We start from the raw sequence: 26,592 nt of genomic DNA, 5'->3' as shown, positions 1-26,592 counted from the left end.
GGGAGCACGGCATGAATGCGAAGGCGGCGATGGTAACGGTGGCGCTGATGGCCGGCGCCGTGCTCGCGCGGGCGGACGGCGATGCGCCGGTGCGCGTGCCGGTCGACGCCGACGGCGTGCAGCGGGTGACGATCGTCGGCGGCAGCTATTTCTTTCGGCCGAATCACGTGATCGTCCGCGCGCACGTGCCGGTCGAGCTGACCCTGTCGGCCGAACCTGGCCTCGTGCCGCACAGTTTCGAAATCGACGCGCCGCAGGCCGGCATCGCGGTGCACACCGAACTGGCCACGACGCCGCGCACCTTCCGCTTCACGCCGACGGAGCCCGGCCGCTTCGCCTACTATTGCACGCATCGACTGCTGTTCTTGCGCAGCCATCGCGAGCGCGGCATGGAAGGCGTGCTCGACGTCGAGGCGGCGCCATGATCGCCGCATGGGTGGCCGCAAGCCTGATAGGAGCAAGCATGACAGCCGACCCGGTGACCGTTGCGCAGGCCCGTTTCGATCAGGTGCACTCGTACCGCGCGACGATCCGCTCGTCGGCGCGAAGCGGCGAGCACACCGAATTCCGCTATGCGTACCTGAAGCCCGGCTTCGTCCGGATGGATTTCGTGTCGCCGCATCGCGGCGCGGTGCTCGCGTACGATCCGGGCGACGGCAAGGTGAGGCTGCGCCCGTTCGGCGAGCATGCGCTGCCCGCGCTGACGCTGTCGCCGTCCAATCCGCTCGTGCGCGACCGCAGCGGCCACCGCGTGGACCGCTCGGACGTCGGCGAACTGTTGCGCAACGTGCATGCGCTGCAGCAGGGCGGCGCGACGGTGACGGAAGGCGAGGAAACCGTCGCGGGCCGGACCGCGCTGCGCGTGTCGGTGACGGGCGCGCCGGCGCACGCCGTCGACGGCGTGCATCGCTACCGGCTGTGGCTGGACGCCGAGGACGGCTTTCCGCTGAAGGTCGTCAGCTTCGCGGATGGCGAAGGCGAGCCGCTCGAAACGGTGACGCTCGACGACGTCGAGATCGACGTCGCGTTTCCCGCCCGCTTTTTCTCGCCCTGATCGCGCCGCCGATTCCGCGGATCCCGATTCCCTGCCGGAGGTTGCATGGCGAAGTACCGGTTTTCGACGACGTGGCGCGTGGATGCGCCGCTCGCCGCGGTCTGGGACGCGATCTACCAGGTCGACCGCTGGCCCGAATGGTGGAAGAGCGCCGTGCGGACGGTCGAGATCGAGCCCGGCGACGCGCGCGGCATCGGCGCGCTGCAGCGGTACACGTGGAAAGGCGCGCTGCCATACCGGCTCACCTTCGACATGCGCGTGCTGCGCGTCGAGCGGCCGCACGTGCTCGAAGGCCGCGCGAGCGGCGCGATCGAGGGCGACGGCCGCTGGTCGTTCGCCGCCGACGGTACGCGCACGGTCGTGCGCTACGACTGGCACATCCGCACGTGCGAACGATGGATGAACTGGCTGGAGCCGGTCGCGCGCCCGCTGTTCATCTGGAACCACGACGTCGTGATGCGCGAAGGCGCGAAAGGCCTCGCACGGCTGCTCGGCGCGACCGTCGAGACCGACGGCCGCACGTTCCAGCCGGTCGCGGGGTGCCCCGACACCTGACGATCCGGCCGCGGCGCGCAGTGTGCGGGCGGCGCCCGAGCGGCCTTTTTCACGCGGTGCCGGACGGTCGCGGGAACTCGGTGCTTACCCCGTGTCAAACCGGGGCAATGGTCGGGAAATCCCGTATCGTGCCCGCTCCCGGAGTGCGGGGTTCAGGTCTATTTGATTGTTTATAAAGGGATTTTTTGATCCGCTTCATGTTTTTCCGCCGCCCCGCGCGGGCGAAAAAAACCTCCGGCTCCCCTTCTTGAATTTGTCAAAACCCGTCCATATAATTAGCACTCGCTGCACGAGAGTGCTAACAATTCTCTGCCGGGCGACATGCCGGGCAGATTCCCTAAGCGTTCTTCAATCTCAGTCAAGAGAGGAGTGAATATGAACCTTCGTCCTTTGCACGATCGCGTGATCGTCAAGCGCCTGGATCAGGAAACCAAGACCGCCTCGGGCATCGTGATCCCCGACGCAGCAGCTGAGAAGCCGGATCAAGGCGAAGTCCTGGCCATCGGCCCGGGCAAGCGCGACGACAAGGGCGCGCCGATCGCGCTCGACGTGAAGGTCGGCGATCGCGTGCTGTTCGGCAAGTACGCTGGCCAGACCGTCAAGGTCGACGGCCAGGAGCTGCTGGTCATGCGCGAAGAAGACATCATGGCCGTGGTCAACGCGAAGTAAGCGTCCACTGACGGTACATATTCCCAAGAATTCAAGGAGTTAGAAGATGGCAGCTAAAGACGTCGTATTCGGCGATTCCGCCCGTTCGAAGATGGTCGAAGGCGTGAACATTCTGGCCAACGCGGTCAAGGTCACGCTGGGCCCGAAGGGCCGCAACGTCGTGCTCGAGCGCAGCTTCGGCGGCCCGACGGTCACCAAGGACGGTGTGTCGGTCGCGAAGGAAATCGAGCTGAAGGACAAGCTCCAGAACATGGGCGCGCAAATGGTCAAGGAAGTTGCTTCCAAGACCAGCGACAACGCAGGCGACGGCACGACGACGGCGACCGTCCTCGCGCAATCGATCGTTCGCGAAGGCATGAAGTACGTCGCATCGGGCATGAACCCGATGGACCTGAAGCGCGGCATCGACAAGGCAGTCGCAGCGGCTGTCGAAGAGCTGAAGAAGATCAGCAAGCCGTGCACGACGAACAAGGAAATCGCACAGGTCGGCTCGATCTCGGCGAACAGCGACTCGTCGATCGGCGATCGCATCGCTGAAGCGATGGACAAGGTCGGCAAGGAAGGCGTGATCACCGTCGAAGACGGCAAGTCGCTGGCTGACGAGCTCGACGTCGTCGAAGGCATGCAGTTCGACCGCGGCTACCTGTCGCCGTACTTCATCAACAACCCGGACAAGCAAGTCGCCGTCCTCGACAACCCGTTCGTGCTGCTGCACGACAAGAAGGTGTCGAACATCCGTGACCTGCTGCCGGTGCTCGAGCAAGTCGCGAAGGCTGGCCGTCCGCTGCTGATCATTGCTGAAGACGTCGAAGGCGAAGCGCTCGCAACGCTGGTCGTCAACAACATCCGCGGCATCCTGAAGACCGTTGCGGTCAAGGCGCCGGGCTTCGGCGATCGCCGCAAGGCCATGCTGGAAGACATCGCGATCCTGACCGGCGGTCAAGTCATCGCGGAAGAAACCGGCCTCACGCTCGAGAAGGCAACGCTGGCAGAACTGGGCCAGGCGAAGCGCATCGAAGTGGGCAAGGAAAACACGACGATCATCGACGGCGCAGGCGAAGCGGCAAGCATCGAAGCGCGCGTGAAGCAGGTTCGCACGCAGATCGAAGAAGCAACGTCGGACTACGACCGTGAAAAGCTGCAAGAGCGCGTGGCCAAGCTGGCCGGCGGCGTGGCAGTGATCAAGGTCGGCGCTGCGACCGAAGTCGAAATGAAGGAAAAGAAGGCACGTGTCGAAGACGCACTGCACGCAACGCGCGCAGCTGTGGAAGAAGGCATCGTGGCAGGCGGCGGCGTTGCGCTGATCCGCGCTCGCACCGCGATCGCAGGCCTGACCGGCGCGAACGCCGACCAGAACGCCGGCATCAAGATCGTGCTGCGCGCGATGGAAGAGCCGCTGCGCCAGATCGTCACGAACGGCGGCGAAGAAGCGAGCGTCGTGGTGGCGGCAGTTGCTGCAGGCAAGGGCAACTACGGCTACAACGCAGCAACGGGCGAGTACGTCGACATGGTCGAAGCCGGCGTCGTCGACCCGACCAAGGTCACGCGCACCGCGCTGCAGAACGCAGCTTCGGTTGCAGGCCTGCTGCTGACGACGGACGCAGCTGTCGCAGAACTGCCGAAGGAAGACGCTCCGATGCCGGGCGGCATGCCGGGCGGCATGGGCGGCATGGGCATGGACATGTAATCGACTTCGGTCGAGGGTGTCCGGAGCGCGCAGCGATGCGCGTTCCAGCCAAAAGAAAAGACCCGCAGCGATGCGGGTCTTTTTTTATGCGCGCGCGAAAAAGGCGGACGGGCCGCCCGCAGCGCACGCGTGCCGCACGCCGCGGCGGCTGCGGGCCGCCGTGCGCGCGTCAACGGTCAATGCCGATGCGACGTTCTCGGCACCGGATCGGCCTTCACGGCCGGCGGCGTGTCCGCATCGTCGTTGCTGCGCGCCCAGAAGAACCGGTCAGGCAGATACGCGCCCATGCCGGGCCGGAACGCGTCGCGCACGGCCTGATACAGGTACTCCTGCGCTTCACGCACCGCTTCGGGCGGCTCCTGGCCGTTGGCGAGCAATGCGGCAATTGCCGCGCCGAGCGTGTCGGTGATGCCCATCAGCCGGTGCGGCGAGCGATCCCACATGTCTTCGCGCAGCTGCCCTTCCTCGCCGTACAGCGTGTTCACGAGCCGGTGCGAGCCCGTCTCCGACGACAGGATGTATTCGCAACCCTGCGACAGCAGGTGCGACACGGCCGCGTCGAGGTTCGGCGCCTCGGCATCGCCGTCCGGCTGCGCGAGCGCGATCAGCGTCGCGTGATCGGCGACGAGCAGCGTCGTCTGCGGCGCGAGCAGGTCGGCGATCGATTCGCGCAGGTCGTCGGCGGCGAGCACGTGTTCGTCGTCGAGCGTGAAGTCCGGTGCGAGCACGAGCGGCACGCCGTCGTAGTCGGCGACCACTTCGGCGATCGCGCTCACGACTTCCGCGCGCGTCGCGGCGCCGATCTTGAACGCGGCAACCGGCATGTCCTCGAGCAGCATGCGCGCCTGGGCGGCGACGACATCGGGATCGAGGCCGGTCACTTCGTCGCAGGCGGCCGAGTCGCGCACGGTATAGCCCGTCAGGACGGAGACGCCGTGACAGCCCATGCTCGCCAGGGTCATCAGATCGGCTTGGAGGCCGGAGCCGCCGGTGGGATCGGACAGGCCGAAGGTGAGGACGATCGGAGGGGCGTTGCTGGACATGTAAAAATGGGGCAAGAAAAAAACGGGGAACCGACGGAGATGCGGACAGCGACGCGAAATGGGCGGCTTTTGCCCTGTGTTGCCCGGCAGGCCGCACCTTGCAGCCATTATGCGGCGGAATCCGGCCCGCACGTCGGATTTTTTAGCGCAGCGCAACGTAGTTGCCGCCCTCCAGTGCGATTGCTAGGCAGTCCGGCCCCGACACGGTACCATCATGGCTCCCGAATTTACCGACTTTCCCGACGCGGCTTAAGATGGAATACAAGAGCTGGATGTGCCTGATTTGTGGCTGGATTTATGACGAAGAAGCCGGGCTGCCCGAAGAGGGCATCGCCCCGGGCACGCGCTGGGAAGACGTCCCGATCAACTGGACGTGCCCCGAATGCGGCGCTCGCAAGGAAGACTTCGAGATGGTCCAGATCTGACCGGACCCTTGGCCCGCGGACACACCGCTCCGGCCTCGCGATCGCCCGGCGCCAGCGCGCCGCGGCGCGCGCGAGCGAGTTGACGATGACAGGCGCGCGTGTCCATGACGTCCGATCCGGCGAACACTCCCCACCCTGACGCTCTGCCCAACCCGCGCGGCGGCGCCGTGCGCGCGGCCGACGCGTGGCTCGCGGCGGCCGTCGACGCATTCGAGCGTCGCGACGATGCGGCCGAGCCGCTGTCGGCCGCGGCTGCGGTGCTGGCGGAAGCCGGCTGGTTGCCGGCCGCGCGTTTCGCGGGGCAACTGGCGGCCTCGGCGCCGCCAGGCGCCGCCGAACCTGCCGCTGCCGTCTGGCGGATCGCGCTGGACGATTTCCGCGCGGCGGTCGGGCGTCACAATTTGCGCGAACTCGCCTGCTCGCCGGTTCTCTTCGACCATTTTCGTGCGCTGCGCGCGCAAGGCGCGGCGGACCTGCACGCGAGCGTGCCGCTCGACGTGCTGGCGCTCGTCGGGCGCGCCATGCCGCCTGCGACGCTGCGCGCGTTGCCCGACGCGTTCGCCAGCCGCGCGCGGGCTCGCTACGAGCAGGCGCTGCTCGGCGTGTTGCGCGCGTCGAACGGTGCGCGGGACGCGGCGCTCGACGAACTCGATACGACCCTCACCGCGCTGGCCGACGGCGCGCCGTACGACTTCTGGCGGCTCGCCGCCGCGTGCCTGCGCGCGCTGCGCGCCAGCGCCGCGCCCGAGCTGAAACGGTTTCTCGCGCGAACCAACCTGCTCCTCGGCGAGCACGCGCAGGGCCGGCGCCACGCGCCGCCCGAACTCGTGCGCGAGACGGTTGCGCTGCTGTGGCGCGATTTCGCGCTGTTCGGCGCGGCGGCCGAGGACGTCGCGCTCGTCGACGTGCTGCACGACTACGGATTGACCGTCGACTGGCACGTTGCCGGCACGCCGGCGTCCGAAGCATTGTGGGAAGCCGATGCCGCGCGCGCCGAGCACGACGCGGTCGCGGCGGCGCCCACCCGCATGCTGGGCGTCGTGACCGTCAACGCGCACGCCTATGAGGACTTCCTGCAGACGGCCGACGCGTCGATGGCCGATCTGGCGGTCGACCCGGCCGCGGCCGATGCGGGCGCCGCATGGCGTGCATCCGCGGCCGCCTATCGCGTCGGGACCGCCGCGTGCGCGCTCGGGCTCGGCCACGCAGCGTTGCTGGCCGATACGCTCGGGCTCGCGTGGCGCCGTGCCGCGCACGGCATGCCGCTTGCGAACGGCGGCCTCGACGCGCACCGCCGCGCGTCCGACATGCTGCGCGCCGCGCTGCTGAAGATCGCCGCGGGCGTGGCGCCGCCGGATCTGACCGCGGCGTCCGAAGCACTCGGTGCGGCGCTCGGCCGGACCTGACGCACAACGGGGCGCGACCGCGGCGGCAGCCCTTGCCGCACGGGCCGGCAACACGCTGCCGACAGCCGCCGCGCGCGTGTTAGAGTGCCGTGTAATCCGCGCGCGTCGTTGCCAGCGTCGTGCGGCGTTGCTTGTTGATCGCGACCCGGTCAGGTCGCGGCGTCTTTGCTAAAATTCAAACCATGTCAAAGCCTTCCGATCGCATCAATCTCACCAACCAGTTCCTGATCGCCATGCCGAACATGGCGGATCCGACGTTTTCGGGAACGGTGATCTATCTTTGCGATCACAGCGAGCGCGGCGCGCTCGGCCTCGTCATCAACCGTCCCACCGACATCGATCTCGAATCGCTGTTCAACCGAATCGACCTGAAGCTCGACATCGAGCCGCTGCTGCACATTCCCGTGTACTTCGGCGGTCCCGTGCAGACCGAGCGCGGCTTCGTGCTGCACGAGCCGGTCGAGGGCGCGAACTACAACTCGTCGATGTCGGTCGAGGGCGGGCTCGAGATGACGACGTCGAAGGACGTGCTCGAGGCGGTCGCGACGGGCACCGGCCCGAAGCGCTTCCTGCTGACGCTCGGCCATGCGGGCTGGGGTGCCGGGCAGCTCGAGGAAGAGATTTCCCGCAACGGCTGGCTGACGGTCGCCGCCGACCCGCGCATCGTGTTCGACACGCCGGCCGAGGAGCGCTTCGAAGCCGCGCTCGGCCTGCTCGGCGTCAGCTCGTCGATGCTGTCCGGCGAAGCAGGGCACGCATGAGTGGCGCGAGCGCGCGCGATGCGACGCTCCTGGCGTTCGACTACGGCGAGAAGCGGATCGGGGTCGCGATCGGCAATGCGCTGACGCGCTCGGCCCGCGCGCTCGTCGTGATTCCCAACCTGAACCGCGAGCACCGCTTCAAGGCGGTCGGCGAGCTGCTGGCCGAATGGCGGCCGGACGCGCTCGTCGTCGGCCTGCCGATGCATCCGGACGGCACGCCGCACGAGATGACGCAGCAGGCGAAGCGTTTCGGCAACCAGCTGAACGGCCGCTTCGGGCTGCCCGTCACGTGGGTCGACGAACGCTATTCGTCGGTCGAGGCCGAGGCCGGGCTGCGCGAGCGCAACGTGCGCGGCCGCGCGCGCACCGACATGCTCGATGCCGAGGCCGCGCGCGTGATCCTTCAACAGTATCTCGATCAATTGTCCGACCATGAGCACCATTGACGCCGACGCGCTCTACCGCGTCCTGCTCGACCAGATCCGCGAAGCGTACGGCACGGCGTTCGCCGACCCGGGCGGCCCGCGGCTCGCCGGCATTCACAGCGGCGGCGCGTGGCTCGCCGAGCGCCTCGCGCGCGATCTCGGCGCGCCGGCGTTCGGCGTCGTGAACGTCGCGCTGCATCGCGACGACTACGCGAAAAAGGGTCTGCACAGCCAGGCGAGCCCGACGTCGCTGCCGTTCGAGGTCGACGGCGCGCGCATCGTGCTCGTCGACGACGTGCTGTACACCGGCCGCACCGTGCGCGCCGCGCTCAACGAGCTGTTCGACTACGGCCGTCCGGCCGCCGTCGAACTCGCGGTGCTCGCCGATCGCGGCGGCCGCGAGCTGCCGGTCGCCGCGCGCTTCTCGGGCGGCACCCTCGACGTGCCGGCCGACGCGACGCTCGTGCTCGCGCGCGACGACGCCGCGCAGTTCACGCTGCGGCTCGAGACGCAACGCGCCTGAGCGAACCGCGAAACCGTATCCCGGGCCGCCGGTTCGCGCCGCGGCCCGTTTGCATAGTTGGAATCACGCACACCATGACCACCGACACCACTGGCCGCACCGGCAATCCCGCTGCGTCCGCGAGCCCCGAGCGGTTCCGCTACGGTTTCCTGAAGGGCAACCCGCAGCTCACGAAGAACGGCGAGCTGAAACACCTGCTGTCGATCGAGGGCCTGCCGCGCTCGATCGTCAACCACATCCTCGATACGGCCGAGCAGTTCGTCAGCGTGACGGACCGCGAGGTGAAGAAGGTGCCGCTGTTGCGCGGCAAGTCGGTGTTCAACCTGTTCTTCGAGAACTCCACGCGCACGCGCACGACGTTCGAGATCGCCGCGACGCGCCTGTCGGCCGACGTGCTGAACCTGAACATCAATGCATCGTCGACGAGCAAGGGCGAGTCGCTGCTCGACACGATCAACAACCTGTCGGCGATGCACGCCGACCTGTTCGTCGTGCGCCACGCATCGAGCGGCGCGCCGTACCTGATCGCCGAGCACTGCGCGCCGCACGTGCACGTGATCAACGCCGGCGACGGCCGTCATGCACACCCGACGCAGGGCCTGCTCGACATGTACACGATCCGCCACTACAAGCGCGACTTCACGAAGCTGCGCGTGGCGATCGTCGGCGACATCCTGCATTCGCGCGTCGCGCGCTCCGACATCCACGCGCTCACCACGCTCGGCGTGCCGGAAGTGCGCGCGATCGGCCCGCGCACGCTGCTGCCGGGCGGTCTCGAGCAGATGGGCGTGAAGGTGTTCCACAACCTCGACGAGGGGCTGAAGGGCGTCGACGTGATCATCATGCTGCGCCTGCAGAACGAGCGGATGAGCGGCGCGCTGCTGCCGTCCGCGCAGGAGTATTTCAAGACCTGGGGCCTGACGCCCGAGCGCCTCGCGCTCGCCGCGCCCGATGCGATCGTGATGCACCCGGGGCCGATGAACCGCGGCGTCGAGATCGACTCGCAGGTCGCCGACGGTCCGCAGTCGGTGATCCTCAACCAGGTCACCTTCGGCATCGCCGTGCGGATGGCGGTGATGGGCATCGTCGCCGGCAACAGCGACTGAGCCCGCGACTGAACCCGTTTCCGCGCATCCTGATCCAGGCACTCAACGCAATCAACGCATTCACAGACAGCGCATGAAGATTCATATCCAAGGCGGCACGCTGATCGATCCGGTCGCCGGCACCGAACGGCAGGCCGACGTATTCGTCGCGGACGGCAAGATCGCCGCGTTCGCCGCAGCCGGTTCGGCGCCGGCCGGTTTCAACGCGGACAAGACGATCGACGCGTCGGGCCAGATCGTCGCGCCCGGCCTCGTCGACCTGTGCGCGCGGCTGCGCGAGCCGGGCTACGAGCACAAGGCGACGCTCGCGTCCGAGATGGCTGCGGCCGTCGCGGGCGGCGTGACGACGCTCGTGTGCCCGCCGGACACCGACCCCGTGCTCGACGAGCCGGGCCTCGTCGAGATGCTCAAGTTCCGCGCACGCAACCTGCGCCAGGCCAACGTGCATCCGCTCGGCGCGCTCACCGTCGGCCTGAAGGGCGAAGTGATCACCGAGATGGTCGCGCTGACCGAATCCGGCTGCGTCGGCTTCACGCATGCGAACGTGCCGGTGCGCGACACGCAGGTGCTGCTGCGCGCGCTGCAGTACGCGAGCACCTATGGCTACACGACGTGGCTGCGTCCGCTCGATGCGTTCATCGGCCGCGGCGGCGTTGCCGCGAGCGGTGCGCTCGCGTCGCGGCTCGGGTTGTCCGGCGTGCCCGTCGCGGCCGAGACGATCGCGCTGCACACGATCTTCGAACTGATGCGCGTCACGGGCGCGCGCGTGCACCTCGCGCGCCTGTCGTCGGCGGCCGGGCTCGCGCTCGTGCGCGACGCGAAGGCCGAAGGGCTGCCCGTGACCTGCGACGTCAGCGCGAACCACCTGCACCTGATCGACGTCGACATCGGCTATTTCGATTCGCAGTTCCGGCTCGATCCGCCGCTGCGCGGCGAACGCGACCGCGAAGCGATCCGCGCGGCGCTTGCCGACGGCACGATCGACGCGATCTGCTCCGACCACACGCCGGTCGACGACGACGAGAAACTGCTGCCGTTCGCCGAAGCGACGCCCGGCGCGACGGGGCTCGAACTGCTGCTGTCGCTGGCGGTGAAGTGGGCCGACGAAACGAATACGCCGCTCGCGCAGGCGCTGCGCCGCATCACTGCCGCGCCGGCCGACGTGCTGCAATTGCCGGCGGGCCGCCTGGCCGAAGGCGGCGCGGCCGACCTGTGCGTGTTCGATCCGCGTGCGCACTGGCGTGTCGAGCCGCGCGCGCTGAAGAGCCAGGGCCACAACTCGCCATTCCTCGGCTACGAACTGCCGGCCTGCGTGCGTGCGACGCTCGTGGCCGGGCAGGTCGCGTTCGAGCGTCACTGAACCACGCCGGATCCTCGCCATGACCGCTCTTCGCAAGCTGCGTCTCGTCTTTCACCTGCTGCGCGGCATGGCGATCGTCGCGCTGCGCTTTTCGCATGTCACGCCCGCGCAGCGCGCCGAGCTGACGCGCCGCTGGTCGCTCAAGATGCTGCGGATCTGCGGGATGCGCGTCGTCGTGCACAACGACGGCGCGCGGCTCGACGCGAGCGCACTCGTGGTCGGCAATCACGTGTCGTGGCTCGACATCTATACGATCAACGCGTGGCGGCCCACGCCGTTCGTGTCGAAGGCCGAGGTGCGGCAGTGGCCGGTCGTCGGCTGGCTGGCCGAGAAGCTCGATACCGTGTTCCTGCAGCGCGAGAAGCGCACCGAGGCGATGCGGATCATGCACGAGATGGCCGAGCGGCTGCGTAACGGCGGGCTGATGTGCGTGTTTCCGGAAGGCACGACGTCGGACGGGCAGGCGCTGCTGCCGTTTCACGCGAACCTGTTCCAGGCCGCGGTGTCGGCCGGCTGCGCGGTGCAGCCGGTGTGCCTGATGTACGAGGACGCGCGGGGCCGGCAGTCGGTCGCGCCGGCCTACACGGGCGAGCTGTCGCTCGGGAAGTCGCTCGACATGGTGCTGCGCGGCGGCCCGCTCGTCGCGCATCTGTACGTGTGCGAGCCGATCGCGCCGGGCGGCGATCGGCGCACGACGTCGGCGGCGGCGCGCGATGCGATCGCGGCCGCGCTCGCAGCGATGCAGGCGAAGGTCGGCAAGCCGTCGCCCGAAGCGCTGGCGGAGCTCGAGAAGCATGCGTATCCGGCGACCGAAGTCGGCGCCGGAGCCGCGGGCGATGCGGCGGCCGAGGAGCCGGTGCCGGGGCGCGAGGGGTGATGCTTTATTTCGCCCGCGCGCGGTGTGTGCGGGCGATGTGCGCGGGCTATTCGCCGCCCGGCGTGCGGCACGCTTCGCACTGCACCTGCGTGACCGTGCGCTGTGCCGGATCGGCCGTCAGGTGCACGGCCGACAACTGATTTCCCCATACGCACCCCGAATCGAGCGCGACCACGTTGTCGCGCAGCATCAGGCCGAGCGCGGCCCAGTGGCCGAATACGAGCGTCACGTCTTCAGTGCGGCGGCCCGGCACGTCGAACCACGGCAGGTAGCCCGGCGGCGCGCTTTCGGGGCCGCCGTTCGTCTTGAACTCCATCGCACCGTCCGGCGTGCAGAAGCGCAGACGCGTGAACGCGTTGAACGCGACGCGCATCCGGTCGCGTTTTTTCAGGTTCGGACTCCATTGATTCGGTTCGTTGCCGTACAGGCCTTCAAGCGTGTCGCGCCAGTCGGGCGCGCGCAGCGCGCGCTGGAGTTCGTCCGCGAGTTCCAGTACGAGCGTGGCATCCCACTGCGGCAGTACGCCGGCATGGACCAGCAGCATGTCGTTTTCGAAGTGCGCGAACGGGCGGTGGCGGACCCAGTCCAGCAGTGCTTCGGCGTCCGGGGCGTCGAGGATTTCGCCGATGGTGTCGCCGGGGCGTTCGGTGCGGATGCCGGCCGAGACGGCGAGCAGGTGAAGGTCGTGGTTGCCGAGGACTGCGGTCACGCGCGGGCCGAGGTCGACCAGCGTGCGCAGCGACGCCAGCGAGCCGGGGCCGCGGTTGACGATGTCGCCGGCGATCCAGAGCGGGGTGTCGGCGAGGGCTGACAGCTTTTCGAGCAATGACCGGAAAGCTGAATGACAGCCTTGGATGTCGCCGATGGCAACGGGAGTGCTGGTCATGAGAGGCGAATCCCTGCTGATTTCTCAGATGAAAGAAGAGTACGCGGAACGCTGCGCCATTTTACGATTGTTGTTCTCTGAAACAGCCTTGATTTGACAGGAAATTTCATCCTCGGCACAGGTGCGGAGCGCTGTATCAAGTTGTTAGCGGCATGGCTTTTGCGCGGCGCGGCTACCTATAATTGTGGTTTTCCCGAACAAAATTAGCATTTCATGACTTTGGCGGTCATGCCGACCGGTTAAAATCCGCGGTCTGATGTGGCGACCATCGCCAGGTGCTTCGAATTTTGACGCGGCGGCCGCCGAAAGGTGCTCGGCGCGCATTACTACCCAGGGAGTCTCATGATTCTGGTCACGGGCGGCGCAGGGTTTATCGGTGCGAACTTCGTACTCGACTGGCTGCGCGATGCTGACGAAGCGGTGCTCAATGTCGACAAGCTGACCTATGCCGGCAACCTTCGCACGCTGCAATCGCTCGACGGCAATCCGAAGCACGTGTTCGCCCGCGTCGACATCTGCGATCGTACCGCGCTCGACGCGCTGTTCGCCGAGCACAAGCCGCGCGCGGTGCTGCATTTCGCCGCCGAAAGCCACGTCGACCGCTCGATCCACGGCCCGGCCGATTTCGTGCAGACCAACGTCGTCGGCACGTTCACGCTGCTGGAGGCCGCTCGCCAGTACTGGAACGGCCTGAACGGCGCCGACAAGGCCGCGTTCCGCTTTCTGCACGTGTCGACCGACGAAGTGTTCGGCTCGCTGTCCGCGACCGACCCGCAATTCTCCGAGACGACGCCGTACGCGCCGAACAGCCCGTACTCCGCGACCAAGGCCGGCTCGGATCATCTCGTGCGTGCGTACCATCACACGTACGGCCTGCCGACGCTGACGACGAACTGTTCGAACAACTACGGCCCGTACCAGTTCCCCGAAAAGCTGATTCCGCTGATGATCGCGAACGCGCTCGCCGGCAAGCCGCTGCCCGTGTACGGCGACGGCCAGAACGTGCGCGACTGGCTGTACGTGGGCGACCATTGCAGCGCGATCCGCGAGGTACTGGCGCGGGGCGTGCCGGGCGAGACGTACAACGTCGGCGGCTGGAACGAGAAGAAGAACCTCGAAGTCGTGCACACGCTGTGCGATCTGCTCGACAAGGCGCGCCCGAAGGCGGCCGGTTCGTATCGCGACCAGATCACCTACGTGACGGATCGCCCCGGCCACGATCGCCGCTACGCGATCGACGCGCGCAAGCTCGAGCGCGAGCTCGGCTGGAAGCCGGCGGAAACGTTCGAGACGGGCCTCGCGAAGACCGTCGACTGGTATCTGGACAACCAGGTGTGGGCCGACGAAGTCGCGTCGGGCGAGTACCGCAAGTGGGTCGAAACCAACTACGCGAAGCGCGCTTGAGGAGACACGCGATGGCACGTAAAGGCATCATCCTCGCGGGCGGTTCGGGTACGCGGCTGTACCCGATCACGCACGTCGTCTCGAAGCAGTTGCTGCCCGTGTACGACAAGCCGATGATCTACTACCCGCTGTCGACGCTGATGGTCGCCGGCATCCGCGACGTGCTGATCATCTCGACGCCGCAGGACACGCCGCGCTTCGAGTCGATGCTCGGCGACGGCAGCCAGTGGGGCATGAACATCCAGTACGCGGTGCAGCCGTCGCCCGACGGCCTCGCCCAGGCGTTCATCATCGGCAAGGAATTCGTCGGCAACGACCCGTCGGCGCTGATTCTCGGCGACAACATCTTCTACGGCCACGATCTCGCGAAGCAGCTCGAGCGTGCGCATGCGCAGGAGAGCGGGGCGACCGTGTTCGCGTACCACGTGCACGATCCGGAGCGTTACGGCGTCGTCGAGTTCGACCAGGCATTCCGTGTGTTGTCGATCGAAGAGAAGCCGGAGAAGCCGCGTTCGAACTATGCGGTCACGGGTTTGTATTTTTACGACAATCGCGTGTGCGATATCGCGGCCGACATCAAGCCGTCGGCGCGCGGGGAACTGGAGATCACCGACGTTAATTCGCGCTATCTCGCCGACGGTGCGCTGAACGTCGAGATCATGGGGCGCGGTTATGCGTGGCTCGATACAGGTACCCATGATTCGCTGATCGAAGCGGCGAGCTTTATCGCGACGCTGCAGAAGCGACAGGGGCTCGTCGTCGCATGCCCTGAGGAGATCGCGTATCGCAGGGGCTGGATCGACGAGGAGCAGGTGCTGAAGCTGGCTCAGCCGCTATCGAAGAACGCCTATGGGCAGTACCTCAGGAACCTTCTTACGAATCAGGTCGCATGGCTATCCAAGTAACGGCAACGGCGCTACCCGAGGTCAAGCTTATCGAGCCGAAGGTGTTCGGTGATGCGCGAGGGTATTTTTACGAGAGCTTCAACGGGCGCGAATTCGCGGAGCAGGTCAGCCCCGGCATCGAATTCGTCCAGGACAATCATTCGCGCTCGACGAAGGGCGTGCTGCGCGGGCTGCACTATCAGGTTGAGCATGCGCAGGGCAAGCTCGTGCGCGTGGTCGAAGGCGAGGTATTCGACGTGGCGGTGGACATTCGTCGCAGCTCGCCGAACTTCGGTAAGTGGGCGGGCGTGACGCTGTCGGCGGACAACCATCGGCAGCTGTGGGTGCCGCCGGGCTTCGCGCACGGCTTTGTCGTGCTGTCGGAAGCGGCGCAGTTCCTGTACAAGACGACCGATTACTGGTACCCCGAACACGAACGTTGCATCGTATGGAACGATGCAGAGATCGGCATCGAGTGGCCGCTCGATGGCGAACCGCTGCTGGCGGCGAAGGACGCGGCGGGCAAGTGCCTGAGCGAGGCCGAAGTCTATGCGTGAGGGCCGACATCTCGAGCCGACGATCCTCGTGACGGGGGTGACCGGTCAAGTCGGATTCGAGTTGCTGCGTACGTTGCAAGGGCTCGGTCGTGTGGTCTCGTGCGACAGGTCGATGCTCGACCTTTCCGATCTCGCTCGCGTGCGCGACGTCGTGCGCGAGCTGAAGCCGTCGTTGATCGTGAATCCCGCTGCATACACGGCGGTGGACAAGGCTGAGGCCGATATCGAGGCGGCGCGCCGGTTGAATGCCGACGTGCCGCGCGTGTTTGCAGAAGAGCTGGCGCGCATCGGCGGTACGCTGATTCACTACTCGACCGATTACGTGTTCGATGGCACGAAGGCGAGCCCGTACACGGAAGGCGACGCGACGAATCCGGTGAATGTTTACGGTGCGACGAAGCTGGAAGGCGAGCGGGCGATCGCGGCGACTGGCTGTGCGCATCTGATTCTGCGCACGAGCTGGGTGTATGGGCGACGCGGCAGGAACTTCCTCCTGACGATGCTGAAGCTTGGCGCCGAGCGCCCGGAATTGCGCATCGTCGCGGATCAGGTCGGCGCGCCGACCTGGGCAAAGACGATTGCCGCGGCAACGGCACACATTGTCGCGCAGGGGGCTGCCTCGGCCGAGGCGGACTGGTGGGTGCGCCGCTCTGGCGTGTATCACCTCACGTCGGCTGGTGCGACTTCGTGGTGCGGTTTTGCGGAAGCGATCTTCGCGAGCGCGATGAGCGAGCGTGCACCCAAGGTCGTGCCGATCGCATCGAGCGACTATCCGACTCCGGCGAAGCGGCCCGCCAATTCGAGGCTGGCGCTCGACAAGCTGACAGCGGCGTTCGGTCTGCACATGCCGGACTGGCACGACGCGTTGCAGCTGTGTCTGGCTGAATGACTCAGGCAGGACGAGAAAACGAGGGGCGCCGGCCGGGCAGTTTCGTCGCGGCTTTCATTTTCGATTGATGACAATGCATACGGATTCAGTTTATTTCCTTCACATTCCCAAGACCGGAGGATCGTCCCTCATTTCTTTCCTTGAAGATCAATTCGACAGGGAAGACGTTTGCCCGGCGCAGGTGCTCGAGGAACTGTTCGTGTTGCCCCGCGAATCCGTCGACCGATACAGGCTGTTTCGCGGGCATCACTGGTATGGCATCGAGTCGTTCGTCGGACGAGACCTGACTCACATCACGATGTTGCGGGATCCGGTGCAGCGCACGGTATCGTGGTACAGGCACGCGCAGCGCCATGCCGACACGTATCGACATCGACAAATGAACGATGAAGGGTGGACGTTGCTGGATTTCGTTCGGGATCCTGAAACGAACTGGGACATCGTCAATACGCAGACCCTCTTTCTCGCGGCCGATTTCGATTACGAGAAGCTGACGCGCGATCCGGTCGGCTATGGTCGCGCGGCGGTCAGGGAGTACGCGGCACGCAGGCACGATCGCGAGTTGCTGGGCCGCGCGAAAAAACGGCTCGAGTCGTTCGCGTTCTTCGGCATCACCGAGCGCATGCGCGACTCGATGAACCTGCTTGCTTACGCGATGGACTTTTTCCCGAGGTTTGTCACGCCGCGACTCAACACCTCTTCCGATCGGCCCGTCGTTCATGAACTGTCGTTCGAGGAAATCGAAGCGATCAATGAACTGACCGTCCTCGATCAGGAGCTCTATGCATGGGGGTGCGCGCTGTTCGAGGAGCGCCTTGGCAGTATGGTGCGCGAGTTGCTGGCCGAGCGTTTCGAGCAATCGGATGCGCTGCTGAAGAAGTCCTGGCACGCGCCGGTGACGGCGCAGGCGAAGGCCGCAATTTCGATCACGGTGCTCGATGCACCGTCGACAGTTGCTGCGAACGAGTCGTTTTCCGTGCGCGTCCGGTTGTCCAATCGGTCCAACTATCAGTTGTCCAGTCGCGCGCCGAACCCGGTGCATGCATCGTATCACTGGCTCGACCGTGCGTGCTCACAGATCGTGGTGTTTGACGGAGAGCGAACAAGACTGAACGGGTCGCTGATGCCGTGCGAAGAACACGAGATGCAAGTGTCGATCGTGGCGCCGCCCGCGGCCGGGCCGCACGTGCTGCGGTTGACGCTGGTTCAGGAAGGAATCACCTGGCTCGACGACGGCCCATCCGGCGCGTTCGGCGATGTCGAGGTAATGGTTCGGTAACGTATGGTCGTCCGGCGCGGTCGGCTTGGGCGGTCCGCGCAAAGGGCACGGGGTTCGAGCTTTGTGTAGCGGCCGTTCCCGGCGCCCGGACGGTTTCGGAGGCCGTAGTTCGCCGGCTATAATTCCTGCTTGGCCTGGTCGGTTACGATCGGCCGGCAGGCCCGCCGGCGGTGGTTTGATACAAGTGGCGAAGGTGTTGGCTTCGTCAGCGGATACTAAATCTGGAGTGAATGTGATGTTAATCCCCGTCATCCTGTCCGGTGGTGCCGGCACGCGGCTTTGGCCGGTTTCCCGCGAAGGGCATCCGAAGCCGTTCATGAAGCTCTCCGATGGCGAGAGCCTGCTGATGAAGACGTACCGTCGGGCGGCCGCGGTGGTCGGTCACGATAGCGAGGCTGCTCACGCCGAGTTGCTGACGGTCACCAACCGCGACTACTACTTCATGAGCAAGGACGAGTTCGTCTGCGCGGCGCTCGGTGATCAGCAGTCCGGCGTATTCATGCTCGAGCCGTCCGGTCGGAATACTGCACCCGCGGTCGCGATGGCGGCACACCATGTGGCGGAAAAATACGGGCGTGATGCATTGATGCTGGTGCTCGCTGCCGATCACCTGGTGCAGGATCAGCAAGGATTCGCCGAGGCTGTCGCAAGCGCGGTGGACCTGGCGAAGCAGGGCAAACTGGTGACGTTCGGCATCGTGCCGACTTGCCCGGATACCGGCTTCGGTTACATCGAGGCCGGCGACCGGATCGGCAATGGCCGAATCGTGCAGCGCTTCGTCGAGAAACCCGATGCGACGAAGGCCGCCGAGTACCTGGCGACGGGCAACTACCTGTGGAATTCCGGCATGTTCTGCTTCGGTGCGGGCGCGATTCTCGACGAGATGGCTCGTCACGCACCGGACGTCGCTGCGGCCGCAGACGCATGCTGGACATCGATGCAAGTCGACAAGGCAACGGCATCGATGCTCGAGATACCGGCCGAATCGTTCCAGAAGATGCCAGACATCTCGATCGACTACGCAGTGATGGAACGTTCGTCGAATGTGGCCGTGGTGCCGTCCAGTTTTGGATGGAGCGATATCGGTTCGTGGGGCGCGGTGCGCGATCTGGTCGAGCCGGACCAAGACAGCAACCGCGTCGTCGGTGACGCGATCTTCGTCGATAGCCGGAATACCTACGTACAAAGCCCGGATCGCGTGGTCGCGGCAGTTGGTGTGGCCGACCTGATGATCATCGATACGCCGGATGCGCTGCTGGTCGCGCATCCTGATCGCGCCCAGGATGTGAAGCAAGTCGTTGCACGCCTGAAGAAGCGCGATCACGACGCGTACAAGTTGCATCGCACCGTGAGCCGGCCGTGGGGCACGTACACGGTGCTCGAAGAAGGGCCGCGATTCAAGATCAAGCGCATTGAAGTCAAGCCGGGTGCAAGCCTCAGCCTGCAGATGCACCATCACCGCAGCGAGCACTGGATCGTCGTGTCGGGAATGGCCAAGGTCGTCAATGGCGATCGCGAGATCTTCGTGCGCACCAACGAGTCGACCTACATCCCGGCGGGCCACAAACACCGACTCGAGAATCCGGGCGTACTGGATCTCGTGATGATCGAGGTGCAAAGCGGTGAATACCTCGGGGAAGACGACATCGTCCGCTTCCAAGATGTGTACGGGCGGGCTTGATGCTGGGCATGCTGAGAGCCCTATGGGCGTATCGCGGCTTCATCCTGGGGAGCGTCAAGCGGGAATTTCAGTCCAAGTACCGTAATTCCCTGCTTGGCGCGGCATGGACTGTCCTTAACCCGCTCGCGATGATCGTCGTCTATACGGTGATCTTTTCGCGCGTCATGCATGCGCGGCTGCCCGGTGTGGACAGCGGCTTTGCGTACAGCATTCATCTGTGTGCGGGTGTGCTGCCGTGGGGGATGTTCGTGGAAATCGTCAGCCGCGCGCAGAACGCGTTCATTGAGAATGCCAACCTGATCAAGAAGCTGAGCTTCCCACGGTTGTGTCTGCCCGTGATCGTGGTGGCCAACTCGCTGGTCAACTTCGTGATCGTGTTCGGACTGTTTGTGGCGTTCCTGCTGGTGACCGGCAACTTCCCGGGTGTCGTGTTCGCGGCCGTTGTTCCGCTCCTGATTCTGCTGACGTTGTTCGCGATTGGCCTCGGGATCACGCTTGGCGTACTGAACGTTTTCTTCCGGGATGTCGGGCAATTCTTCAACATCGTGCTGAATTTCTGGTTCTGGCTGACGCCGATTGTCTATTCGATCGACATCCTGCCCAAGCCGATCCAGGCCGGAATGCAGTTCAACCCGATGGCCTCGCTGGTCCAATCCTTCCAGGTCGTGATGATGCAGGCGCGGTGGCCTGACTGGTCGCAACTATGGTTCGTGACGGCGCTGAGCGTCGGCTTGTGCTTGCTCGGCTTCAGCCTGTTCCGCAAGCATGCGGGCGAAATGGTGGATGAACTCTGATGGGCACCATTACCGTTAGCAATGTGGGCAAGGCCTACAAGCAGTACCCGACGCGCTGGTCGCGACTCGTGGAATGGATGGACCCGCGCCGCAAGCCGCATCACACACTGCACTGGGTGTTGCGCGACGTGAGCTTCTCGGTGCAATCCGGCGAAGCGCTGGGCATCATCGGCATCAATGGTGCGGGCAAGAGCACGCTGCTGAAGATGATCGTCGGGACCACGCAGCCGACCGTCGGCAACGTGGCCATGACCGGTCGCGTTGCCGCGCTGCTGGAGCTCGGGATGGGGTTTCACCCGGACTTTACCGGCCGTCAGAACGTGATGATGGCAGGGCAACTGCTGGGTTACTCCGTCGACGAGCTGCTCGCGCTGATGCCGGAAATCGAGGCGTTTGCCGAAATCGGCGAATACATCGACCAGCCGGTGCGTGTGTATTCGAGCGGCATGCAAGTGCGGTTGGCATTCAGCGTCGCGACCGCGCGTCGCCCCGATGTGCTGATCGTCGACGAAGCGTTGTCGGTTGGCGATGCATATTTTCAGCACAAGAGTTTCGACCGGATTCGTGAGTTCCGCAAACTCGGGACAACACTGCTGATTGTCGCGCATGACAAGGCCGCAATTCAGGCAATCTGCGACCGCGCGATCCTGTTGAACGCCGGGCGACTGGAGATGGAAGGGCCGCCCGAGGCGGTCATGGATTACTACAACGCGATGCTGGCCGACCGCAAGGACCATGACGTTCGTCAGGAAAGGCTCGAGAGCGGCGCGGTGCAGACAGTGTCCGGAACGGGCGAGGCCGTCATCGACGCCGTCGAGTTGCTGGACGAGTCGGGCCAATCGATCGAGGTTGCAGGCGTCGGGCAACCGGTCGCGCTGCGCGTGATGGTCCGGTGCGTGGAGGCGATTCCCGAGCTGGTGGTCGGCTACATGATCAAGGATCGGCTCGGACAGACGGTGTTTGGTACGAACACCTATCACCTGAAACAGGTGATGGTCGGGCTCGAAGCCGGACAGGTGATCGAGTTGCGCTTCGAATTTACCGCGAATCTCGGCGTGGGCAGTTATTCGGTCGCTGTCGCATTGCATACGGGTGACGCGCATCTTGCCAACAACTATCAGTGGCGTGATCACGCGCTCGTGTTCAATGTCGTCAATATCAAGATGCAGGACTTTGTCGGCGTGGCCTGGCTGCCGACGACGGTGCGGAGCTTGCCATAGTGGATAGTTTCTATCGTGCATTTGAAGATCGGTATCGGGGATCGCGCAAGCTGATCAAAAGCCGACTGACGAGCTACTCGCCTTTCTTGCAGCCGCTTGCGGCGAAGTATCCGGGCGGGAAGACATTCGATCTCGGTTGCGGCCGGGGCGAGTGGCTCGAGCTGATGGTCGAGGCCGGGTTTGAACCGATGGGTGTGGATCTCGATGCGGATATGCTCGAGGCATGCCGTGAGCGCGGATTGCCGGTCGAGCAGGGCGATGCAATCGCCTATCTCGCGGCGCTCGAATCCGACAGCCACGCGTTGATTTCCGCATTCCACGTCGTCGAACACGTGAGCTTCGAACAGCTCGGCGAGATCGTCAGGGAAGCGCTGCGTGTGCTGAAGCCGGGCGGCTTGCTGATTCTCGAGACGCCGAATCCGGAAAACATCTCGGTGGCGACGACCAATTTCTACATGGATCCGTCGCACCAGAAGCCGATTCCGCCGTTGTTGTTGTCGTTTGTTGCCGAGCATGCGGGCTTCGATCGCGTAAAGGTCGTCCGTCTGCAGGAGTCTCCGGAATTGCATGACGCCGCGGCGCCGGTCCACCTCCTCGACGTTGTTCGTGGCGCGAGCCCCGACTATGCGATTGTCGCGCAGAAGAATTGGGAATCGACCGACGGCGTGTTCGACGACGCGTTCGACGCGGAATACGGCCTGACGATCGATACGCTGATTCAGCGATACGAAGCCGGATTGACGTCGGATATTTCGCAAATCGGCGGTCGTGTCCAACAGATGGGCGTTCGACTTCAAGCCGTCGAGGGGCAACTGCGGCTGGCGGAAGGGCGATTGCAACTCGCGGAGGATCGAAGCCGGTTCGCCGAGGAGCAACGGCTGCTGGCCGAGAAGTATCTGCACGAGGTCGAGGCGCGCACGCAGCATGCCGAAGAACTGGCCCGGATGGCCAGTTCGAGAGTGATCGATGCGCAGTTGCTGCATGTCGAAGATCGGTGCCGGCAGCTCGAGGCTCAACTCGCACTGGCCGAGAGCAAGCTGCGCGATGCCGAGGCGCGCGCTCAGCACCAACACGATGTGGCACAGCAGACCTATGCGCATCTGCAGGCCGTCTATCGCAGCACGTCATGGCGGCTCACCGCTCCGCTGCGCTGGGTGAGCCGCGGCTTGCGCGGCAAGGGAGTCGCACCGGCGAAGCAGGCACTGAAACAGCAGGTGAAGCGTGCAGTGCGCTACGCATATCGGCAACCGGCGTTGCGCCGCCTCGCAGTGGCAATCGTCAATCGCGTGCCGCGCCTGAAGGCGCGCCTCGTGCCCTACGTGGCTGCGGCTGCGGCAAGCCAGCCAGTAGCCGGCGCATCGACGCACATTCACGTCGACAATCTGAGCGCACATGCGAATCGCATTCACGCACGCCTGGTCGCCGAATTCGACCGACTGCAGCAGGAGAAGAATTGATGCGCATTGTTATCGACATGCAAGGTGCGCAGACCGAGAGCCGATTCCGCGGGATTGGCCGCTATGTGCTGGGTTTTGCGAAAGGCGTCGCGCGCGTGCGCGGCGAGCATGAAGTCGTTCTGGTTCTGAACGGGATGCTGCATGAATCGATCGAACCGATTCGCGCGGAATTCGACGGGTTGCTGCCACAGGAAAATATTCGTGTTTGGCACGCGATTGGGCCGGTCGAGGAAGTGTTCGACGACAACATCACGCGCAGGGAGATCGCCGAACTGAGCTGGGAGGCGTTTCTCGCGAGCTTGCGGCCGGACATCGTGCACGTCGGCAGCCTGTTTGAAGGCGTGACGGGGTACGGCGTGTCCAGCATTGGCCAATTCGATTGCGCCACGCCGGTCAGCGTCACGCTACACGATCTCATTCCGCTCGTGCATGCGGAGCGATATCTCGACCCGCATCCGGTCACGTCGCGCCATTACTACCGCAAAATCAGTTATCTGCAGAAGGCGGCATTGCTGCTCGCGAATTCCGAGTTTTCTCGGCAGGAAGGGATCGAGTATCTGGATTATCCGGCGGAGCGAATTATCGCGGTATCGTCGGCGATCGAGGATTCGTTCAAACCGATCGCCGTCGATGCGGCCGAGGCCGATCGTCTGCGCCGGCAATTCGGCATAAACGCGTCGTTTCTGCTGTATACGGGCGGCGCGGACGAACGCAAGAACCTGCCGCGGCTGATCGAGGCGTATTCGCTGCTGGCCGGTGAGCTTCGCGCGAAGGTGCAGTTAGTCTTCGTCGGCAAGATCCCGGAATCCGTCAAGGCCGAGCTTTACGGGCACGCGGCACGGTTCGGCGTGAAGGAATCCGAACTGAAGTTCACCGGCTTCGTCAGCGACGAGGATCTGCACGCGCTGTACGCGATCTGCGACGCATTCGTCTTCCCGTCGTGGCACGAAGGATTCGGTCTGCCGGTGCTCGAGGCGATGGCATGCGGCGCGCCTGTCATCTGCGCGCATGCGGGCAGCCTGCCGGAGGTCATGGGCTGGCATGACGCGATGTTCGATCCGATGGACGTGCCCGCTATGTCGCGGAAGCTGGCCGAGGTGCTGGAGGATTCGGCGTTCCGCCAGCAGCTGCGCGAGCACGGCCTGACGCAGGCCGGGAAATTCTCGTGGGATGCGGTAGGCCGCCGGGCGATCGCCGAATGGGAGAAGCTCGATCCTCCGCCCCGACCTTCGTGGCTCGAGCAGTCCCGCGAGCAGGAACGCCTGGTCGAACTCGTGGCGGCGAAGGCCGCCCGGTCAGCAGACAGGAATATGCTGGTCCCGCTTTCCGCGTGCCTTGCGCAGAACCAGGCGACGGGCTATGTACGACAGATTCTGGTCGACGTATCGGAGTTTTGTCAGAACGATGCGGGCACGGGCGTGCAGCGGGTCGTCAGGAACTATCTGGACTGCTTGCTGAAGCATCCGCCAGCAGGATATCGAGTACAGCCCGTGTATGCGACGATGGCTCACGGATATCGGTACGCTCGCCGCTTCACGCAGAAGTTCCTCGGTGAGCCGGCGGACGACTCGATCCAGGACAGCGACGTGCAATGGCAGCGCGGTGATGTGTTCTTCGGTCTGGACATGCAACACTCCGTTCAGATCGCACAGGCGGCGTTTTATCAGAAGCTCAGGCAGCAGGGCGTGTACGTCAAGTTCCTGGTCTACGATTTGCTGCCGATCGAGTTTCCGGAGTATTTCTTCGACGCGAACCTGAAGGCGCTGCACGAACAACTCCTGGCTGTCATGGCGATGACGGACGGCACTATCTGCATTTCCCGGGCGACCTCCGACGCGCTGCTGGCCTGGATTCGCGACAAGAACATCCCGACGTCGCCGAACTTCCGCAGTACGTGGGCGCACATTGGTGTCGATTTCCCGGAGGTGGTTGAGGGTGCGCTGCCACCTGACGCGGCGGCGGTGATCGCTGCAATGCAGAGCCGTCCGAGCTTCCTGTGCGTGTCGACCATCGAGCCGCGCAAGAACCAGGCACAGGTTCTGGAGGCGGTCGAGGGATTGTGGTCGGCAGGGCAGGACGTGTGCCTGACCTTCGTCGGGCGTCTTGGGTGGAAGATGGATGCGCTCGCGGACAAGATGCGCAAGCACCCGGAATTCGGCAAGCGCCTGTTCTGGCTGGCCGGCATCGACGACAACTATCTTGTCAGTCTGTACAAGTCTGCCAGCGGCCTCGTCGCCGCCAGCGTCAACGAGGGTTTCGGCCTGTCGTTGATCGAGGCCGCCTACTACGGACTGCCCGTCGTCGCGCGGGACATTCCCGTATTTCGCGAGGTCGCTGGCGACGGCGCCTATTATTTCGGCGGCAATTCGGCCGGCGAACTGAGCGCGGCGCTCGCGGCGTGGATCGAGCTGTACCGGCTTGGGCAGCATCCGAAGCCGACGGGCATTTCCTGGCTGAACTGGGAAGACAGCACGGCACTGCTTGCGTCGCGGCTCGTCGACGGTGTGTCGAACACGCGTCAGTTGCTCGTCGATATTTCCGAACTGGTGCAGCGCGATGCGAAGAGCGGCATCCAGCGCGTCGTGCGCAGCATTCTCCGGGAGTGGATGTTGCAGCCGCCCGAAGGCTATCGCGTCGAGCCGGTGTATGCGACTGCGGATCAGCCGTATCGCTACGCGAGACGCTACATGGCGCGCTTTCTCGGGAAGGAAGACAATTCGCTGACTGACGATTCGATCGAGTATGGCCCTGGCGATGTATTTCTCGGGCTCGATCTCGCGCCGGCAGTCGTGCCGCATTACGCCGGCTTCTACCAGAAGTTGCGCGAGCAGGGCGTGCGGGTCAAGTTTGTCGTCTACGATCTGCTGCCGCTGCGTGACAATCATTTTGAGCAGCACGTCGTCGATCACTTCGTGCGCTGGCTGGATATCGTCGCCGAAAGCGACGGCGCGGTGTGCATCTCGAGGGCGGTCGCCGATGAATTCGAGGGCTGGATGGCCGGACGCAAGATCGCGCGCCGGCGGCCGTTCGCGCTGAACTGGTTCCACCTCGGCTCGGATATCGCAAACTCCGTGCCGACCACCGGCATGCCGAAAAATGCGGCAACGGTGCTGGCGGCGCTGGCCGCGCGAGCGAGTTTCCTGATGGTTGGCACCCTCGAGCCGCGCAAGGGACACACGCAGGTACTAGAGGCATTCGAGCAATTGTGGGCGTCCGGCGTCGACGTGAATCTCGTTATTGTCGGCAAGCAGGGCTGGATGATGGACAATCTGGCCAACCGGCTGCGTTCTCACGCGGAGCAGGGGCGCCGGCTATTCTGGCTGGAGAGCATCAGCGACGAGTTTCTCGAGAAGGTGTACGCGGCGAGCGGTTGCCTGATTGCAGCGTCCACCGGAGAGGGTTTCGGGCTACCGCTGATCGAGGCGGCGCAGCACGGCGTGCCAATCCTGGCCCGCGACCTGCCGGTTTTCCGCGAAGTAGCTGGCGAGCACGCATCGTATTTCGCGGCGAACGACGCGTCCGCGCTGGCTGGCGCCATTCGCGAGTGGTTGGCCGGAAAGGCCTCGGGCACGATCCCGCTGTCGGTCGGGATGCCGTTCCTGTCGTGGCGGCAGAGTGCAGCGATGCTGACGGAAAAGATATAGGGCCGG

25 protein-coding genes are annotated in these 26,592 nt (G+C 65.0%); 23 read left to right on the top strand and 2 right to left on the bottom strand.

What is annotated here, in order from left to right; genetic code table 11:
• The first annotated feature begins 11 nt into the window (after positions 1–11).
• The 5 genes from Q3A80_RS07720 (at position 12) to groL (ending at position 3,965) form a co-directional block, all read left to right on the top strand.
• On the top strand, positions 12–425 hold the full coding sequence (locus Q3A80_RS07720) for a quinol oxidase (protein ID WP_446328484.1): 414 nt from the start codon (positions 12–14) through the stop codon (positions 423–425).
• Positions 422–1,054 carry a LolA family protein gene (locus Q3A80_RS07715; protein ID WP_446328483.1) on the top strand — a complete coding sequence of 211 codons (633 nt, stop codon included), beginning with the start codon at positions 422–424 and terminating at the stop codon, positions 1,052–1,054. The genes Q3A80_RS07720 and Q3A80_RS07715 overlap by 4 nt, the downstream gene beginning before the upstream one ends.
• A 45-nt stretch (positions 1,055–1,099) precedes the next feature.
• Positions 1,100–1,609, top strand: a complete 510-nt coding sequence (locus tag Q3A80_RS07710) for an SRPBCC family protein (RefSeq protein WP_446328482.1) — start codon at positions 1,100–1,102, stop codon at positions 1,607–1,609.
• Positions 1,610–1,984: 375 nt separating this feature from the next.
• Positions 1,985–2,278, top strand: a complete 294-nt coding sequence (groES, locus tag Q3A80_RS07705) for a co-chaperone GroES (RefSeq protein WP_004186661.1) — start codon at positions 1,985–1,987, stop codon at positions 2,276–2,278.
• A 46-nt stretch (positions 2,279–2,324) separates the two neighbouring features.
• Positions 2,325–3,965, top strand: coding sequence for a chaperonin GroEL (gene groL / locus Q3A80_RS07700; RefSeq protein WP_011883504.1), 1,641 nt, complete (start codon positions 2,325–2,327; stop codon positions 3,963–3,965).
• 176 nt (positions 3,966–4,141) lie between these two features.
• Here the strand turns inward: groL and Q3A80_RS07695 are convergent, their stop codons facing one another.
• A complete protein-coding gene (locus tag Q3A80_RS07695) occupies positions 4,142–5,008 on the bottom strand; it encodes a hydroxymethylpyrimidine/phosphomethylpyrimidine kinase (protein ID WP_124664626.1) in 867 nt (288 codons plus the stop codon).
• 254 nt (positions 5,009–5,262) lie between these two features.
• Between Q3A80_RS07695 and Q3A80_RS07690 the strand changes: the two genes are divergently transcribed.
• From Q3A80_RS07690 to Q3A80_RS07655, 8 genes are all read left to right on the top strand, one after another.
• Positions 5,263–5,433 carry a rubredoxin gene (locus tag Q3A80_RS07690; protein ID WP_004186709.1) on the top strand — a complete coding sequence of 57 codons (171 nt, stop codon included), beginning with the start codon at positions 5,263–5,265 and terminating at the stop codon, positions 5,431–5,433.
• Positions 5,434–5,537: 104 nt separating this feature from the next.
• A complete protein-coding gene (locus tag Q3A80_RS07685) occupies positions 5,538–6,839 on the top strand; it encodes a hypothetical protein (protein ID WP_446328481.1) in 1,302 nt (433 codons plus the stop codon).
• Positions 6,840–7,021: 182 nt separating this feature from the next.
• Positions 7,022–7,600, top strand: coding sequence for a YqgE/AlgH family protein (locus Q3A80_RS07680; RefSeq protein ID WP_446328480.1), 579 nt, complete (start codon positions 7,022–7,024; stop codon positions 7,598–7,600).
• Positions 7,597–8,046: a Holliday junction resolvase RuvX gene (gene ruvX, locus Q3A80_RS07675; protein ID WP_446328479.1), complete on the top strand. Its 450-nt coding sequence runs from the start codon at positions 7,597–7,599 to the stop codon at positions 8,044–8,046. Before Q3A80_RS07680 ends, ruvX begins: the two co-directional genes overlap by 4 nt.
• Positions 8,033–8,548, top strand: coding sequence for a bifunctional pyr operon transcriptional regulator/uracil phosphoribosyltransferase PyrR (pyrR, locus tag Q3A80_RS07670; protein WP_446328478.1), 516 nt, complete (start codon positions 8,033–8,035; stop codon positions 8,546–8,548). Before ruvX ends, pyrR begins: the two co-directional genes overlap by 14 nt.
• A gap of 74 nt (positions 8,549–8,622) precedes the next feature.
• Positions 8,623–9,654, top strand: a complete 1,032-nt coding sequence (locus Q3A80_RS07665; RefSeq protein ID WP_446328477.1) for an aspartate carbamoyltransferase catalytic subunit — start codon at positions 8,623–8,625, stop codon at positions 9,652–9,654.
• Positions 9,655–9,727: 73 nt separating this feature from the next.
• Positions 9,728–11,014, top strand: coding sequence for a dihydroorotase (locus Q3A80_RS07660; RefSeq protein WP_446328476.1), 1,287 nt, complete (start codon positions 9,728–9,730; stop codon positions 11,012–11,014).
• Positions 11,015–11,033: 19 nt separating this feature from the next.
• Positions 11,034–11,891: a lysophospholipid acyltransferase family protein gene (locus Q3A80_RS07655; RefSeq protein WP_446328475.1), complete on the top strand. Its 858-nt coding sequence runs from the start codon at positions 11,034–11,036 to the stop codon at positions 11,889–11,891.
• A 46-nt stretch (positions 11,892–11,937) separates the two neighbouring features.
• On the opposite strand, the gene Q3A80_RS07650 is transcribed toward Q3A80_RS07655, so the two are convergent.
• Positions 11,938–12,777, bottom strand: a complete 840-nt coding sequence (locus Q3A80_RS07650) for a symmetrical bis(5'-nucleosyl)-tetraphosphatase (protein ID WP_446328474.1) — start codon at positions 12,775–12,777, stop codon at positions 11,938–11,940.
• Between the two features lie 342 nt (positions 12,778–13,119).
• On the opposite strand from Q3A80_RS07650, the gene rfbB reads away from it, so the two are divergent.
• The 10 genes from rfbB to Q3A80_RS07600 all read left to right on the top strand — a co-directional run bounded on the left by rfbB (position 13,120) and on the right by Q3A80_RS07600 (position 26,586).
• The gene (rfbB, locus tag Q3A80_RS07645) at positions 13,120–14,181 is read left to right on the top strand and encodes a dTDP-glucose 4,6-dehydratase (protein WP_446328473.1); all 1,062 of its coding nucleotides are present in this window, start codon (positions 13,120–13,122) and stop codon (positions 14,179–14,181) included.
• A gap of 11 nt (positions 14,182–14,192) precedes the next feature.
• Positions 14,193–15,086, top strand: coding sequence for a glucose-1-phosphate thymidylyltransferase RfbA (rfbA, locus tag Q3A80_RS07640; RefSeq protein WP_446328472.1), 894 nt, complete (start codon positions 14,193–14,195; stop codon positions 15,084–15,086).
• Positions 15,071–15,622 carry a dTDP-4-dehydrorhamnose 3,5-epimerase gene (rfbC, locus tag Q3A80_RS07635; protein ID WP_446328471.1) on the top strand — a complete coding sequence of 184 codons (552 nt, stop codon included), beginning with the start codon at positions 15,071–15,073 and terminating at the stop codon, positions 15,620–15,622. The genes rfbA and rfbC overlap by 16 nt, the downstream gene beginning before the upstream one ends.
• Complete coding sequence (gene rfbD / locus Q3A80_RS07630; protein WP_446328470.1) at positions 15,615–16,511, top strand: dTDP-4-dehydrorhamnose reductase; 897 nt, start codon at positions 15,615–15,617, stop codon at positions 16,509–16,511. Before rfbC ends, rfbD begins: the two co-directional genes overlap by 8 nt.
• A 73-nt stretch (positions 16,512–16,584) precedes the next feature.
• On the top strand, positions 16,585–17,790 hold the full coding sequence (locus tag Q3A80_RS07625; protein ID WP_446328469.1) for a sulfotransferase family 2 domain-containing protein: 1,206 nt from the start codon (positions 16,585–16,587) through the stop codon (positions 17,788–17,790).
• A gap of 235 nt (positions 17,791–18,025) precedes the next feature.
• Positions 18,026–19,471 (top strand): mannose-1-phosphate guanylyltransferase/mannose-6-phosphate isomerase, encoded by a 1,446-nt coding sequence (locus tag Q3A80_RS07620; RefSeq protein ID WP_446328468.1) that lies wholly within the window; start codon positions 18,026–18,028, stop codon positions 19,469–19,471.
• Positions 19,471–20,265: an ABC transporter permease gene (locus Q3A80_RS07615; protein ID WP_446328467.1), complete on the top strand. Its 795-nt coding sequence runs from the start codon at positions 19,471–19,473 to the stop codon at positions 20,263–20,265. The genes Q3A80_RS07620 and Q3A80_RS07615 overlap by 1 nt, the downstream gene beginning before the upstream one ends.
• Positions 20,265–21,485 (top strand): ABC transporter ATP-binding protein, encoded by a 1,221-nt coding sequence (locus tag Q3A80_RS07610; protein WP_446328466.1) that lies wholly within the window; start codon positions 20,265–20,267, stop codon positions 21,483–21,485. The genes Q3A80_RS07615 and Q3A80_RS07610 overlap by 1 nt, the downstream gene beginning before the upstream one ends.
• Entirely contained in the window at positions 21,485–22,942 is a 1,458-nt protein-coding gene (locus Q3A80_RS07605) for a methyltransferase domain-containing protein (RefSeq protein ID WP_446328465.1), read from the top strand. Before Q3A80_RS07610 ends, Q3A80_RS07605 begins: the two co-directional genes overlap by 1 nt.
• Positions 22,942–26,586, top strand: coding sequence for a glycosyltransferase family 4 protein (locus tag Q3A80_RS07600; RefSeq protein WP_446328464.1), 3,645 nt, complete (start codon positions 22,942–22,944; stop codon positions 26,584–26,586). Before Q3A80_RS07605 ends, Q3A80_RS07600 begins: the two co-directional genes overlap by 1 nt.
• The last annotated feature ends 6 nt before the right edge of the window (positions 26,587–26,592 follow it).

The organism is Burkholderia sp. SR8 (assembly GCF_052851275.1).
The sequence above is the reverse complement of the archived record's forward strand: the minus strand, read 5'-3'. Positions and strand labels throughout refer to the sequence as shown.

Bases quoted from the DNA above. Each gene is read 5' to 3' on its own strand.
- Q3A80_RS07720 (WP_446328484.1), top strand. From the start codon at position 12: ATGAATGCGAAGGCGGCGATGGTAACGGTGGCGCTGATGGCCGGCGCC.
- Q3A80_RS07715 (WP_446328483.1), top strand. From the start codon at position 422: ATGATCGCCGCATGGGTGGCCGCAAGCCTGATAGGAGCAAGCATGACA.
- Q3A80_RS07710 (WP_446328482.1), top strand. From the start codon at position 1,100: ATGGCGAAGTACCGGTTTTCGACGACGTGGCGCGTGGATGCGCCGCTC.
- groES (WP_004186661.1), top strand. From the start codon at position 1,985: ATGAACCTTCGTCCTTTGCACGATCGCGTGATCGTCAAGCGCCTGGAT.
- groL (WP_011883504.1), top strand. From the start codon at position 2,325: ATGGCAGCTAAAGACGTCGTATTCGGCGATTCCGCCCGTTCGAAGATG.
- Q3A80_RS07695 (WP_124664626.1), bottom strand. From the start codon at position 5,008: ATGTCCAGCAACGCCCCTCCGATCGTCCTCACCTTCGGCCTGTCCGAT.
- Q3A80_RS07690 (WP_004186709.1), top strand. From the start codon at position 5,263: ATGGAATACAAGAGCTGGATGTGCCTGATTTGTGGCTGGATTTATGAC.
- Q3A80_RS07685 (WP_446328481.1), top strand. From the start codon at position 5,538: ATGACGTCCGATCCGGCGAACACTCCCCACCCTGACGCTCTGCCCAAC.
- Q3A80_RS07680 (WP_446328480.1), top strand. From the start codon at position 7,022: ATGTCAAAGCCTTCCGATCGCATCAATCTCACCAACCAGTTCCTGATC.
- ruvX (WP_446328479.1), top strand. From the start codon at position 7,597: ATGAGTGGCGCGAGCGCGCGCGATGCGACGCTCCTGGCGTTCGACTAC.
- pyrR (WP_446328478.1), top strand. From the start codon at position 8,033: ATGAGCACCATTGACGCCGACGCGCTCTACCGCGTCCTGCTCGACCAG.
- Q3A80_RS07665 (WP_446328477.1), top strand. From the start codon at position 8,623: ATGACCACCGACACCACTGGCCGCACCGGCAATCCCGCTGCGTCCGCG.
- Q3A80_RS07660 (WP_446328476.1), top strand. From the start codon at position 9,728: ATGAAGATTCATATCCAAGGCGGCACGCTGATCGATCCGGTCGCCGGC.
- Q3A80_RS07655 (WP_446328475.1), top strand. From the start codon at position 11,034: ATGACCGCTCTTCGCAAGCTGCGTCTCGTCTTTCACCTGCTGCGCGGC.
- Q3A80_RS07650 (WP_446328474.1), bottom strand. From the start codon at position 12,777: ATGACCAGCACTCCCGTTGCCATCGGCGACATCCAAGGCTGTCATTCA.
- rfbB (WP_446328473.1), top strand. From the start codon at position 13,120: ATGATTCTGGTCACGGGCGGCGCAGGGTTTATCGGTGCGAACTTCGTA.
- rfbA (WP_446328472.1), top strand. From the start codon at position 14,193: ATGGCACGTAAAGGCATCATCCTCGCGGGCGGTTCGGGTACGCGGCTG.
- rfbC (WP_446328471.1), top strand. From the start codon at position 15,071: ATGGCTATCCAAGTAACGGCAACGGCGCTACCCGAGGTCAAGCTTATC.
- rfbD (WP_446328470.1), top strand. From the start codon at position 15,615: ATGCGTGAGGGCCGACATCTCGAGCCGACGATCCTCGTGACGGGGGTG.
- Q3A80_RS07625 (WP_446328469.1), top strand. From the start codon at position 16,585: ATGCATACGGATTCAGTTTATTTCCTTCACATTCCCAAGACCGGAGGA.
- Q3A80_RS07620 (WP_446328468.1), top strand. From the start codon at position 18,026: ATGTTAATCCCCGTCATCCTGTCCGGTGGTGCCGGCACGCGGCTTTGG.
- Q3A80_RS07615 (WP_446328467.1), top strand. From the start codon at position 19,471: ATGCTGGGCATGCTGAGAGCCCTATGGGCGTATCGCGGCTTCATCCTG.
- Q3A80_RS07610 (WP_446328466.1), top strand. From the start codon at position 20,265: ATGGGCACCATTACCGTTAGCAATGTGGGCAAGGCCTACAAGCAGTAC.
- Q3A80_RS07600 (WP_446328464.1), top strand. From the start codon at position 22,942: ATGCGCATTGTTATCGACATGCAAGGTGCGCAGACCGAGAGCCGATTC.